General features: G+C 62.9%; 12 protein-coding genes. 11 read left to right on the forward strand and 1 reads right to left on the reverse strand.

Translation table 11 applies throughout. The features are described 5' to 3' along the window. The first annotated feature begins 59 nt into the window (after window positions 1-59). The 9 genes from E7681_RS09640 (at window position 60) to E7681_RS09680 (ending at window position 9,794) form a co-directional block, all read left to right on the forward strand. On the forward strand, window positions 60-1,067 hold the full coding sequence (locus E7681_RS09640) for a class 1 fructose-bisphosphatase (protein ID WP_136339077.1): 1,008 nt from the start codon (window positions 60-62) through the stop codon (window positions 1,065-1,067). 27 nt (window positions 1,068-1,094) lie between these two features. Further along, window positions 1,095-1,967 carry a phosphoribulokinase gene (locus tag E7681_RS09645; RefSeq protein ID WP_136339078.1) on the forward strand — a complete coding sequence of 291 codons (873 nt, stop codon included), beginning with the start codon at window positions 1,095-1,097 and terminating at the stop codon, window positions 1,965-1,967. 11 nt (window positions 1,968-1,978) lie between these two features. Then, on the forward strand, window positions 1,979-3,964 hold the full coding sequence (gene tkt, locus E7681_RS09650) for a transketolase (protein WP_136339079.1): 1,986 nt from the start codon (window positions 1,979-1,981) through the stop codon (window positions 3,962-3,964). A gap of 9 nt (window positions 3,965-3,973) precedes the next feature. Further along, entirely contained in the window at window positions 3,974-4,975 is a 1,002-nt protein-coding gene (gene gap, locus E7681_RS09655) for a type I glyceraldehyde-3-phosphate dehydrogenase (RefSeq protein WP_136339080.1), read from the forward strand. A gap of 166 nt (window positions 4,976-5,141) precedes the next feature. Beyond that, on the forward strand, window positions 5,142-6,197 hold the full coding sequence (gene fba, locus E7681_RS09660) for a class II fructose-bisphosphate aldolase (RefSeq protein ID WP_136339081.1): 1,056 nt from the start codon (window positions 5,142-5,144) through the stop codon (window positions 6,195-6,197). A gap of 43 nt (window positions 6,198-6,240) precedes the next feature. Then, entirely contained in the window at window positions 6,241-7,626 is a 1,386-nt protein-coding gene (locus E7681_RS09665) for a ribulose-bisphosphate carboxylase (protein WP_136339082.1), read from the forward strand. A gap of 54 nt (window positions 7,627-7,680) precedes the next feature. Continuing rightward, window positions 7,681-8,370 (forward strand): ribulose-phosphate 3-epimerase, encoded by a 690-nt coding sequence (rpe, locus tag E7681_RS09670; RefSeq protein WP_136339083.1) that lies wholly within the window; start codon window positions 7,681-7,683, stop codon window positions 8,368-8,370. Between the two features lie 60 nt (window positions 8,371-8,430). Then, window positions 8,431-9,096: a phosphoglycolate phosphatase gene (gene gph / locus E7681_RS09675; RefSeq protein ID WP_168733185.1), complete on the forward strand. Its 666-nt coding sequence runs from the start codon at window positions 8,431-8,433 to the stop codon at window positions 9,094-9,096. Then, entirely contained in the window at window positions 9,090-9,794 is a 705-nt protein-coding gene (locus E7681_RS09680) for an HAD family hydrolase (protein WP_136339085.1), read from the forward strand. The genes gph and E7681_RS09680 overlap by 7 nt, the downstream gene beginning before the upstream one ends. A gap of 84 nt (window positions 9,795-9,878) precedes the next feature. Here E7681_RS09680 and E7681_RS09685 read toward each other — a convergent pair whose 3' ends face one another. Then, on the reverse strand, window positions 9,879-10,424 hold the full coding sequence (locus tag E7681_RS09685; RefSeq protein ID WP_136339086.1) for a PAS and helix-turn-helix domain-containing protein: 546 nt from the start codon (window positions 10,422-10,424) through the stop codon (window positions 9,879-9,881). Between the two features lie 90 nt (window positions 10,425-10,514). Here E7681_RS09685 and E7681_RS09690 point away from each other — a divergent pair, with 90 nt between their 5' ends. Both E7681_RS09690 and E7681_RS09695 read left to right on the forward strand, forming a co-directional pair. Further along, window positions 10,515-11,813 carry an acetylornithine deacetylase/succinyl-diaminopimelate desuccinylase family protein gene (locus E7681_RS09690; protein WP_136339087.1) on the forward strand — a complete coding sequence of 433 codons (1,299 nt, stop codon included), beginning with the start codon at window positions 10,515-10,517 and terminating at the stop codon, window positions 11,811-11,813. A 14-nt stretch (window positions 11,814-11,827) separates the two neighbouring features. Beyond that, window positions 11,828-13,312: an ABC transporter substrate-binding protein gene (locus E7681_RS09695; RefSeq protein WP_136339088.1), complete on the forward strand. Its 1,485-nt coding sequence runs from the start codon at window positions 11,828-11,830 to the stop codon at window positions 13,310-13,312. The last annotated feature ends 95 nt before the right edge of the window (window positions 13,313-13,407 follow it).

Raw genomic sequence — 13,407 nt, forward strand, 5'->3', positions numbered from 1 at the left:
ATCCAGACGTGAAATAGCAAGGACATCGTGTTGCAACCGATAAGATCCGGAATGAAAAAATGACCAGCAAAACCAAAGTCATCCAGAGTGACCTGATCCCCGCCAACCTGGCCCCCATCATCGAGGCGCTGTGCCTTGTGTCGAAGGACGTGGCCAAGATCATCGCCAAAGGCTCTCTGGGCCAGTCCCTGGCCCATCAGGTGGGCGAAAACAGCGATGGCGACGGGCAAAAGGCCCTGGACGTGATCGCCGACGACATGTTCGCGGCGGCTCTGAAAGAGACCTCGGTGCGCTGGTACGCCTCGGAAGAGCAGGAAGACGCCATCCTGCTGAACGAGGCTGGGAAATATGCGCTGGCGATTGATCCGCTGGACGGGTCGTCGAACATCGACGTGAACGTGTCGATCGGGACCATCTTCTCGATTTACGAAACCAAGGAGGGCGCCGAAGAAAGCTTCCTGCGTCCCGCCAAGGAGCAACTGGCCGGCGGGTATATCGTGTACGGCCCGGCGACCGCCCTGGTGGTGACCTTCGGCAACGGAACGATGCAGTTCGTGCTGGACCCCGACACTGGTGCCTACGCGCTGGCCGAAAAGGCGATGGAGATCCCGCAGACCTCCAAAGAGTTCGCGATCAACGCCTCGAACTACCGCCACTGGACCAAGCCGGTGCGCGCCTATATCGACGACTGTCTTGCCGGTGTTGAGGGTCCGCGTGAGAAGAACTTCAACATGCGCTGGGTTGGCTCTCTGGTGGCGGAAACGCACCGCATCCTGACCCGCGGCGGCATCTTCCTGTACCCTCGCGATGGGCGGAAGGGATACGAAAACGGTCGCCTGCGCATGGTCTACGAATGTGCCCCGATCGCCTTTGTGATCGAGCAGGCCAAGGGCCGCGCCACCGACGGCAGCGACCCGATCATGAACCAAGCCGCTGAAACCCTGCACGGGCGCGCCCCGTTGGTGTTCGGCAGCGCCGAGAAGGTGGATCGCGTCGCGGCCTACCACGACTTGCCGGAGGAGGAAGTCTCGGCTCTGTTCGGACAAAGGGGGCTGTTCCGCGGCTGATCCACTTGCCTTTGGGAGGAGGCTGGGATGAGCAAGAAGCACCCGATTATCTCGGTCACCGGTTCGTCCGGTGCCGGGACCACAACGGTCAAATCGACCTTCGACCAGATTTTCCGCCGCGAAGGCATCAAATCCGTCAGCATCGAGGGGGACGCGTTCCACCGCTACAATCGTGCTGACATGAAAGCCGAACTGGAGTCGCGGAAGGCGGCCGGCGACGAGACGTTCAGCCACTTTTCCTATGACGCCAATGAGTTGGGCGAGCTGGAAGGCGTGTTCCGCAGCTATGGCGCCACCGGCCTGGGCAAGACGCGCCACTATGTGCATGACGACCGCGAGGCCGAGAAATGGGGCGTCGCGCCGGGCAACTTCACCGATTGGGAAGACCTGGACGCGGGCTCGGACCTGCTGTTCTACGAAGGGCTGCATGGCGCGGTCGTGGCGGACGGTCTGAACATCGCCAAACATGCCGATCTGAAGATCGGGGTGGTGCCGGTGATCAACCTGGAATGGATCCAGAAGATCCACCGCGACAAGGCCAGCCGGGGGTATTCGACCGAGGCGGTGACCGATACCATACTGCGGCGTATGCATGCATATGTGCACTGCATCTGCCCGCAATTCGTGGAAACCGATGTGAATTTCCAGCGGGTGCCGGTGGTCGACACCTCGAACCCGTTCATCGCGCGCTGGATCCCGACGGCGGATGAATCGCTGGTGGTGATCCGGTTCAAGAACCCGCGCGGCATCGACTTTCCGTATCTGACTTCGATGATCCAGGGCAGCTGGATGACGCGGGCCAACTCGATCGTCATTCCGGGCGGCAAGATGGATCTGGCGATGCAGCTGATTTTCACCCCGATGGTTCACCGCCTAGTGGCAGACTCCAGAAAAGCGTGAGGGAGGGCAAGATGAATACGCAAGTCAAACTGGCCCCCACGACCGAGGACCTGATGGCCAATGCCATCCGCGCCCTGACAATGGACGCGGTGCAGGCGGCGAATTCGGGGCATCCCGGCGCGCCGATGGGCATGGCGGATGTGGCGACGGTGTTGTTCAACCGCTTCATGAAGATCGACCCCAGCGCGGATCGCTGGCCGGATCGGGATCGCTTCGTGATGAGCGCGGGGCATGGCTCGATGCTGGTCTACGCGATCAACCACCTGCTGGGTTATGACGATATGGGGATGGACCAGATCCGCGCGTTCCGTCAGATGGGAAGCCGCACGGCGGGCCACCCGGAATACGGCCATGCCAAGGGGATCGAGACGACGACCGGCCCGCTGGGGCAGGGGATCACAACGGCGGTCGGTATGGCGCTGGCCGAACGGATGAGCCATGCGCGCTTTGACGATCTGGCGGATCACCACACTTACGTGATCGCGGGCGATGGCTGCCTGATGGAAGGAATTTCCCACGAAGCCATTGATTTCGCAGGGCATATGGGGCTGGGACGGCTGATCGTGATGTGGGATGACAACAACATCACCATCGACGGGGCGGCGGATTTGTCCACCTCGACGGATCAGAAGGCACGGTTTGCGGCGTCAGGCTGGCACGTTCAGGCGGTGGATGGGCATGACAAAGAGGCCGTGGCCGAGGCGATCGCGTCGGCGCAGGCCGACCCGCGCCCCAGCCTGATCGCGTGCAAGACGATCATCGGCTATGGCGCGCCGAACAAGCAGGGGACAAGCGCGACGCATGGCTCTCCGCTGGGGGACGCGGAAATTGCTGCGGCGCGCGAGGCGCTGGGCTGGACCGCGCCAGCGTTCGAAATCCCGCAGAATGTGTACGATGCTTGGCGCAAGGTGGCCACGCGTGGCCTCGCGGCGCGAACCGACTGGGAAGGGCGCTTGGCCACGCATCCCAAGCGGGCGGCGTTCGAGGCGGCTCAGGCCTCACCGGATGCCGGGGCGCTGCGCGCGGCGATGACGGCTTATCGCGCGCAACTGTCGGCCGATCGGCCCAAGGTGGCGACGCGCAAAGCCTCTGAGATGGCGCTGGAGGTGGTCAATGCCACCTTGCCCAACACGGTGGGCGGCAGCGCGGATTTGACCGGTTCGAACAACACCCGGACCAAGGGGATGCTGGCCGTGCATCGCGGCGATTACGTGGGCGACTACATCCACTACGGCATTCGTGAGCACGGTATGGCGGCGGTTATGAACGGGATGTCGCTGCATGGGGGCTTCAAGCCCTATGGCGGCACGTTCCTGGCCTTTGCCGATTACTGCCGCCCGGCGATCCGGTTGTCGGCGCTGATGCAGCAGCCGGTGGTCTATGTGATGACGCATGACTCGATCGGATTGGGCGAGGATGGACCGACCCACCAGCCGGTGGAAACCATCGCCAGCCTGCGTGCCATGCCGAACCTGCTGGTGTTCCGCCCAGCCGATGTGGTGGAGACCGCCGAGGCGTGGGAGATCGCGATGCTGGAACCGGCGACGCCATCGGTGCTGTGCCTGTCGCGGCAGGGGCTGCCGACCGTGCGGGTAGAGCATGTGGCGCAGAACCAGACGGCACGCGGGGCCTATTTGCTACGCGATCCGGGCGCGCGGGATGTGACGCTGATCGCAACGGGCTCGGAGGTTGAGATCGCCCTGGCCGCAGCGGATCGGTTGGAGGCCGAGGGAAAGCGAGTGGCGGTCGTGTCTGCGCCGTGTTTCGAGCTGTTCGCGGCGCAACCGGCTGACTATCGCGCTGCGGTTCTGGGCGATGCCCCTCGCGTGGGGGTGGAGGCCGCCATCCGGCAAAGCTGGTGCGCGTTTCTGCGCCCCGAGGACGGGTTTGTCGGGATGACGGGCTTTGGCGCCTCGGCACCGGCAGAAGAACTGTATGAGTATTTCGGGATCACCCCCGACGCGGTGGCGCAGGCTGCGCGCGACCGGCTGAAATAGGAGACAGCAATGACCATCCGAGTAGGGATCAACGGCCTTGGCCGAATAGGGAAGTGCACCCTGAAGCACATCTTCGAGGCGGGCCGCAACGATATCGAGGTCGTGGCGATGAACGCCACCGGCCCGATCGAAACCACGGCGCATCTTCTGCGCTATGACTCGGTCCACGGGCGGCATGGCGATCCGATCACGGTGAACGGCAACACGCTGGACATGGGGCGGGGGCCGATCCGGGTGATGTCGACCTATGATCCGGCCGAGCTGGACTGGGACGGCGTTGACGTGGTGCTGGAATGCTCGGGTCAATTCAACTCGAAAGACGCCAGCGTGGTGCATTTGCAGCGCGGCGCGAAGAAGGTGCTGATCTCGGCACCGGCCAAGGGGGTTGACCGTACGGTTGTGTATGGAGTGAACCACCGCGAGTTGCTGGGCAGCGATCTGGTGGTCTCGAACGGGTCGTGCACGACGAACTGCCTTGCCCCGATGGCGCGGGCGCTGAACGATGCGATCGGGATCGAGAGCGGGATCATGACCACGATTCACTCTTACACCGGCGACCAACCGACGCTGGACCGGCGGCACAAGGACCTGTACCGCGCACGGGCGGCGGCGATGAGCATGATCCCCACCTCGACCGGGGCAGCGAAGGCCATCGGCGAGGTGCTGCCCGAGCTCAAAGGCAAGTTGGACGGCAGCGCGATCCGCGTGCCCACGCCGAATGTCAGCGCAGTGGACCTGACCTTTGTGGCGGGCAAGGACGTGACGGTGGCGGACATCAACGCGGTCATGGCCGAGGCGGCACAGGGCGCGATGCAAGGGATCGTCAGCTACGAGACCGAGCCCAAGGTCAGCGTGGATTACAACCACAACAGCCACTCGTGCAACTTCGCCAGCGACCAGACAAAGGTCATGGGGACACGGTTGGTTCGGGTGCTGGCCTGGTACGACAACGAGTGGGGTTTTAGCTGCCGGATGGCGGATAACGCGGCACTGATGGGGGGATTGGCCTGATGCGCTGGCAGCCTGCGTCCAGACTGTCCGTAAGGACAGGTGGGGTCATTGACAGTGGCAAGGACTTGCCGCGCAGGCTAAGCCGGGGGCAGAGCGCGCCCCGGCGCATCCCCAACCCACCGCTTTGCCCGGTTTTTCCGGAGCAGCTGCCTGAAAGGAACAGAACATGGCTCTGATCACACTTCGTCAATTGCTGGATCACGCGGCCGAGTATGGCTACGGCGTCCCCGCCTTCAACATCAACAACATGGAACAGGGTCTGGCCATCATGAAGGCCGCCCAAAAGGTCGACGCGCCGGTCATCATGCAGGCCAGCCGCGGGGCCCGGAAATACGCGGGCGACATCATGCTTCGCCACATGGTGCAGGCGCTGTCGGAAATGTACCCCGACATCCCCGTCTGTATGCACCAGGATCACGGCAACAACGAAGCGACCTGCCTGAGCGCGATCCGTCACGGGTTCACCAGCGTGATGATGGATGGCTCGCTTGAGGCGGACATGAAGACCCCCGCGTCCTACGAGTATAACCTGGACATCACCAAGCGCGTGACCGACGCTGCCCACTGGGTCGGTGCCTCGGTCGAGGGCGAACTGGGTGTGCTTGGCAGCCTGGAGACGGGCGAGGCTGCGGCCGAGGATGGCTCGGGTGCCGAAGGCAAGCTGAGCCATGACCAGCTGCTGACCGACCCCGATCAGGCTGTGGAATTCGTGAAGGCCACCAAGTGCGACGCGCTGGCGATTGCCTGCGGCACCAGCCACGGCGCCTACAAGTTCAGCCGCAAACCCGATGGCGATATCCTGTCGATGGCCACCATCGAGGCGATCAACAAGAAGCTGCCGGGGATTCACCTGGTGATGCATGGATCAAGCTCGGTTCCGCAGGAATTGCAGGACCTGATCAACGCATATGGCGGCGAGATGCCCCAAACCTATGGCGTGCCGGTCGAAGAGATCGAGCGCGGCATCAAACATGGCGTGCGAAAGGTGAATATCGACACCGACTGCCGCATGGCCATGACCGGCCAGTTCCGCAAGGTGGCCACTCAGAACCCGCAGGAATTTGACCCGCGCAAATTCCTGGTTCCCGCAATGAAGGAAATGGAAGACCTGTGCCGCGATCGTTTCGAACGCTTCGGCACCGCCGGCAATGCCAGCAAGATCAAGGTCATTTCCATGGATGACATGGCGGCCCGCTACGAAAGCGGGTCGCTCGACCCATAAGGCGGCCCGGGAGGGGGCCGCCAACCCAGCAGGAGGAATGACTATGGACCAGTCAAATCGTTACGCCCGTCTTGACCTGAAAGAGGCAGACCTGATCGCCGGAGGCCGCCATGTGCTGGTCGCCTACATCATGAAGCCCAAGGCGGGGTACGGATACCTGGAAACGGCGGCCCACTTCGCGGCCGAAAGCTCGACCGGAACGAACGTGGACGTGTCCACGACCGACGATTTCACCCGCGGCGTGGACGCGCTGGTGTATGAAATCGACCCGGACAAAGAGCTGATGAAGATCGCCTATCCGGTCGACCTGTTCGACCGGAACATCACCGACGGGCGGGCGATGATCTGCTCGTTCCTGACGCTGGCCATTGGCAACAACCAGGGCATGGGCGACGTGGAATATGCCAAGATGCATGACTTCTACGTGCCGCCGGATTACCTGCGCCTGTTCGATGGTCCCTCGACTACCATCGCCGATATGTGGCGTGTGCTGGGCCGTCCGCATGTGAATGGCGGCTTTGTCGTGGGCACGATCATCAAGCCCAAGCTGGGCCTGCGTCCCAAGCCCTTCGCCGATGCGTGCTATGATTTCTGGCTGGGCGGCGATTTCATCAAGAACGATGAACCGCAGGGCAACCAGATCTTCGCTCCGATGAAGGACACGATGCGGCTGGTCGCGGATGCGATGAAGCGCGCGCAGGACAAGACCGGCCAGGCCAAGCTGTTCAGCGCGAATATCACCGCCGATGACCCGTTCGAGATGATCGCTCGCGCCGAGTTCATTCTGGAGACGTTTGCCGAAAACGCCGATCACGTTGCCTTTCTGGTGGATGGTTATGTCACTGGCCCGGCGGCGATCACCACCGCGCGGCGTCGCTTCCCGCGTCAGTACTTGCACTATCACCGTGCCGGGCATGGGGCGGTGACCAGCCCGCAGACGCAGCGTGGCTATACCGCCTTCGTGTTGTCGAAAATGGCGCGGATGCAGGGGGCGTCGGGCATCCATGTCGGCACCATGGGCTTCGGCAAGATGGAGGGCGAGGCCGCCGACCGGGCAATCGCCTACATGATCACCGAGGATAGCGCCGATGGGCCCTACTTCCACCAGGAATGGGCCGGAATGGCGCCGACCACGCCGATCATCTCGGGCGGGATGAACGCGCTGCGGATGCCGGGGTTCTTCTCGAACCTTGGGCACTCGAACTTGGTGATGACCGCGGGCGGTGGCTCGTTCGGGCATATCGACGGTGCGGCTGCGGGGGCGACCAGTCTGCGTCAGGCCGAACAGTGCTGGAAAGAGGGTGCAGACCCGGTCGAATTCGCCAAAGAGCACAAAGAATTCGCACGTGCCTTCGAATCCTTCCCGAAAGATGCGGACAAATTGTTCCCGAACTGGCGTCAGGCCCTTCGCATCAACTCGGCCGCGTAATATAGGGGGGCGGGGGTTCTGCCCCCGCCCTGACCGATCAAAAGGAATAGCCGCATGTCGTTTGACCGCTCCATCAAGATCGCTCCGTCGATCCTGTCCGCCGATTTCGCCAACTTCGGACAAGAGATCCAGGCCATCGAGGCACAGGGGGCCGACTGGGTCCATGTGGACGTGATGGACGGGCATTTCGTGCCGAACCTGACCTTTGGCCCGCCCGCCGTGAAGGCGTTCCGTCCGCATGTGAAAACCTTCATGGATGTGCACCTGATGATCGCGCCGGTCGACCCGTATATTCAGGCCTATGCCGACGCGGGCGCCGACATGATCACCGCCCACTGGGAGGCCGGCCCCCACCCGCACCGCACGCTGCAAGCGATCAAGGCGACGGGGAAAATGGCGGGCATCTCGCTGAACCCGGGCACGCCCGCCAGCGTGATTTCCGAGGTGCTGGACCTGGTCGACATGGTGCTAGTGATGAGTGTGAACCCCGGTTTTGGCGGGCAGAAGTTCATCCCCTCGTCGATCGAAAAGGTGCGCCAAGTCCGCGAAATGATCGGCGATCGCGAGATCATGATCCAGGTGGATGGCGGCGTTGACCCCGTCACCGTTGGCCCACTGGTGGCCGCCGGGGCGGATTGCTTTGTTGCGGGGTCGGCAGTGTTCAAGGGTGGCTCGGTGTCGAACCCCAGCGTCTATGGCGACAACATCCGCGCGATCCGGGCAGCTGCCGAAACGGCCCTGTAAGAGACTGACATTCAACGAATTTACCCGACCCGAAAGGGTGGGGACAGGAAAGGTATGCCCATGGCCATCGTAGTTTTCGATCTGGACGGGACGCTGATCGACTCGGCCCCCGACATCCGCGCGGCGGCGAACAAGATGCTGTGCGAGCAGGGGATCGCCGGGCTGGACCTGCCGACGATCATCAGCTTCATCGGGAACGGTCTGCCGAAACTGGTAGAGCGGGTGATGCAGCGGACGGGGCTGGACATGTCCCGGCACAGCGAGCTGACGGCGGTCACGCTGGCCCATTACAACGCGGCGACGACCGATCTGACGCGTCCTTATCCCGGCGTCGTTCAGGCGCTGGAGGCCCTGTCGGCGGCGGGGCATGTGCTGGCCATGTGCACCAACAAGCCCGAGGAACCCGCCCGCTCGATCCTGCGCGATCTGCGGATCGAGCGGTTCTTCAACGGAGTCGTTGGGGGCGATACACTGGCGGTGAAAAAGCCGGACCCCGAGCCACTGCTGCACATCATCCGCCATTTGGGGGAGGGGCCAGCACTCTACGTCGGGGACAGCGAGGTGGACGCGGAAACGGCGGTGCGCGCCGGGGTGCGGTTCGCGCTGTTCACCGAGGGCTATCGCAAAAGCCCGGTCGAGGCGATTCCGCACCAGCATCAATTCAGCGATTTCACCACCCTGCCGGGGCTGGTCGAGCGCGCGCTACGGGAGGAGCAGACATGCTGAAGGCACTTATTTTCGACGTGGACGGCACGCTGGCCGAAACCGAAGAAGCGCATCGCGCGGCCTTCAACGCGACGTTTAGGGCGTGGGGGCTGGACTGGAACTGGAGCCGTGAGGACTATGCCTGGCTGCTGAAAACCACCGGCGGCAAGGAACGGATGAAGCGATTCCAGCAAAACTTGCCCCAAGACGCGCGGCGGCTGACGGACGACGAGATCGCAGCGCTGCACAAGGAAAAGACGCAGGCCTATGCCGATATTCTGGCGCGCGGAGAACTGGAGCTGCGCCCCGGTGTGGCCGAGCTGATTGAGGCAGCCAAGGCGGCGGGCGTGCGGGTGGCGGTGGCCACGACGACGAACACGCCCAACGTCGAGGCTTTGGCACAGTGCTGCTGGGGGCGCCCGGCGACAGGGGTGTTCGAGGTGATCGCAGCAGGCGACATGGTGACAGCCAAGAAACCCGCGCCGGACGTGTTCCTGCTGGCGCTGGAGCGGCTGGGGTTGCCGGCGGGTGACTGCATCGCGTTCGAGGACAGCCGCAACGGCGTGCTGTCGGCGCAAGGGGCGGGGCTGCGGGTTTTGGTGACGCCTTCAGCCTACACGCAGGCGGATGATTTCGGCAGCGCAGAGTGGGTGATTTCCGATCTGCGCGCCGAGAACCTGCCGGGGATGTTGGCCGGAGCGGTGATGGCGCGCGCCTGACTTGACCTGCGCCCGTTGCGGCGTGGAGCCGTGAGTATTTGCATCAGAAAGAAGCAATAGGGCGGGCGCTGATTCGGCGCGTGTTTAGTGGGCGACGCCGGAGAGGCGCGAGAGAAGGACGGCGACGTTCTTGACCTTGAACTTGCGCAGGAGGCGGGCGCGGACGTCCTCGATCGTGCGGGGGGAGAGGTCGAGCACCTTGGCGATTTCCTTGCTGGTATAGCCGCGTGATAGCCACATCAGCACCTCGCGTTCGCGCGGGGTCAAAGTGGGGCCGGTGCTGTCGGTGTCGATCAGCGCAAAGCTGAGGACGATGCGGGCAAGCGGGTCGTCGGGTGTCAGGGTGCGGGCGCGGAAGCGGCACCAGAATTGCGTCCCGTCGCGGTGGCGCATGATGCGTTCGTCCGAATAGGGCAGCGATTGGCGCAGGGGCTCCAGGCCGATGTCGCGGATCTGGTGAAACTCTTGATCCGTGCCGTAGAGCAGGCGGAAACTTTGGCCGATCAACTCGGGTTTCGCAAAGCCGAACATCTGCGCGAAGGTGTCGTTGCAGGCGCGGATCATGCGATGCTCGGTCAGGGCGATGCCCATCGGGGCCTGATCGAAGGCTAGGGTTTCGAGGTCGTCCATTGCTCACCGTGTTCATACGGTATTGGCACCGTATGCGACAGAGATGCATGGTTTTGGTGACAATTGCAAGACTCGAGGAAGCCTGCCTTCATGTCCATCGACCAGCGCCTGAGTGACGAGATCGACGCCCGCCGCGAGGATTTGATCCAGCTGACGGGGGATCTTATCCGTATTCCGACGCTGAACCCTCCGGGTGAGAATTACCGGGACATTTGCGAGTTTCTGGCCAAGCGGTTGCGCGGCAAGGGGTTCGAGATCGAGTTGGTGCGGGCGCATGGGACGCCGGGGGATTCCGAGAAATATCCGCGTTGGAACGTGATCGCGCGGCGAGAAGGCAAGCGTGCGGGCGAGTGTGTCCATTTCAACAGCCATATCGACGTGGTGGATGTGGGCAAGGGCTGGACCGTCGACCCATTCGGTGGCGTATTGAAGGATGGCAAGGTCTATGGCCGAGGGGCCTGTGACATGAAGGGCGGGCTGGCAGCGTCTATCGTGGCGGCCGAGGCATTCATCGCCGTGTGCCCGGATTTCGCCGGTGCGATCGAGATCAGCGGGACGGCGGACGAGGAATCGGGTGGGTTCGGCGGTGTTGCCTATCTGGCCAAGCAGGGGTTCTTTGCGCCCGAACGGGTGCAGCACGTGATCATCCCGGAGCCGCTGAACAAGGACCGAATTTGCTTGGGCCATCGCGGTGTGTGGTGGGCCGAGATCGAGACCTATGGCGAGATTGCGCATGGCTCGATGCCGTTTCTGGGGGATTGCGCTGTGCGGCACATGGGGGCCGTGATGCAGGAGATGGAAGAGACCCTGTTCCCGGCGCTGGCGCTGAAACGCACGGATATGCCGGTGGTGCCGGAGGGGGCGAAACAGTCGACGCTGAACATCAACTCGATCCACGGCGGGCAGGCCGAGGGGGACGCGGATTTCACCGGGTTGCCCAGCCCCTGCGTGCCTGACAGCTGCCGGATGATCATCGACCGTCGGTTCCTGATCGAAGAGAATATCGACGACGTTCAGGCCGAGATCATGGATGTTCTGAAGCGGGTCGAGGGCAAGCGGGACGCCTTCCGCTATGACGTGACGGAACTGCATCGGGTGCTGCCGACGATGACGGAAAAATCCGCCCCGATCGTGCAGCAGGTCGCGCAGGCGATCGCTAAGACTCTTGGGAAGGATGCGGAATATGTCGTGTCCCCAGGGACTTATGACCAGAAACACATTGACCGGATCGGCAAGCTGAAGAACTGCATCGCCTATGGTCCGGGGATTTTGGATCTGGCGCATAAACCGGATGAATATGTTGGCGTGGATGATATGCTCGATTCCGCAAAGGTGATGGGCCGCACGCTGATCGCGCTTTTGGCAAGCCCGGAAGAGGCGGCCTTATAACAGGGAGTAAGTGGATGACTAAGAAGGTTTTCAAGACCGGTCTGATCAGTGCCTTGGCGCTGGCAGCCAGCATGGGCATGGCCCAGGCAAAAAGCGACATCGTGGTGGCGATGCAGCTGGAGCCGCCGCACCTGGATCCGACCTCGGCCGCGGCCGGGGCGATTGACTCGGTGCTGTATTCCAACGTGTTCGAGGGGCTGACGCGCTTCGGTTCGGACGGGTCGGTTAACCCCGGTCTGGCGGCCAGCTGGGAGATTTCCGAGGACGGCACCGTCTACACCTTTCACCTGAACGAGGGCGTGAAGTTCCACGACGGTTCTGCGATGGACGCCGAGGACGTGAAGTTCAGCCTGGACCGCGCTCGCGCCGAAGACAGCGCCAACGCGCAGAAGGCGCTGTTCAAGGGGATCACGGACGTGACCGTGGTTGACCCGATGACCGTGAAGGTCACGCTGGACGGGCCGAACGGGAATTTCCTGTTCAACATGGCCTGGGGTGACGCGGTGATCGTGGCGCCCGAGTCGATCGAGAACATCAAGACCAACCCGGTCGGCACCGGTGCGTTCAAGTTCACCAACTGGGTTCAGGGCGACAAGATCGACCTGGAGAAGAACGCAGATTACTGGGGTACTCCGGCCAAGCTGGACAAGGTGACCTTCAAGTTCATCAGCGACCCGACCGCCGCCTTTGCCGCTGTGATGGCCGAGGATGTGAACGCCTTCGTCGGCTTCCCCGCGCCAGAGAACCTGCCGCAGTTCGAAGCGGATGCACGGTTCCAGGTTCTGGTTGGCTCGACCGAGGGTGAGACGATCCTGTCGACCAACAACAAGATGCCTCCGTTTGACAACGTGAAGGTGCGCGAGGCCGTGGCCCATGCGATTGACCGTCAGGCGATCATCGACGGCGCGATGTTCGGCTATGGTACACCCATCGGCACCCACTTCGCGCCGCACAACCCCGATTACGTCGATCTGACCGGGATGAGCGCCTATGATCCGGACCTGTCGAAAAAGCTGCTGGCCGAGGCCGGGTTCCCCGACGGGTTCAAAACCACGCTGAAACTGCCGCCGCCGTCCTATGCGCGGCGCGGGGGTGAGATCATCGCGGCGCAGTTGCGGGCCGTCGGCATTGAAACCGAGATCAGCAATCTGGAATGGGCCCAGTGGCTGGAGCAGGTGTTCCGCGGCAAGGATTTTGGCCTGACCATCGTCAGCCATACCGAGCCCTTCGACATCGGCATCTATGCGCGTCCGGACTACTACTTCCAGTATGACAACCCGGCGTTCCAGCAGCTGATGACCGACCTGAACGCCACCACCGACCCGGCGAAACGCTCGGAGATCCTGAAGGAAGCACAGACGATGATCGCCAAGGATTACGTCAACGGCTACCTGTTCGAGCTGGCCTTCCCGACCGTGGCGAATGCCAAGATCAAGGGCCTGTGGAAGGACGCGCCGACCCAGGCCACGGACCTGACTGCGGTGTATTGGGAAGACTGATCTGATCCTTGGGCGTTCGCGCGTGTGACGCGTGCGGACGCCTCCGGCGGGAGTATTTCCGTCAGAAAGAAACAAGGCCCGGGCGCCAAGCCTGC

Origin of the sequence: Thalassobius vesicularis, from assembly GCF_004799325.1 — a bacterium.
GTDB classification, from domain to species: Bacteria; Pseudomonadota; Alphaproteobacteria; order Rhodobacterales; family Rhodobacteraceae; genus Thalassobius; species Thalassobius vesicularis.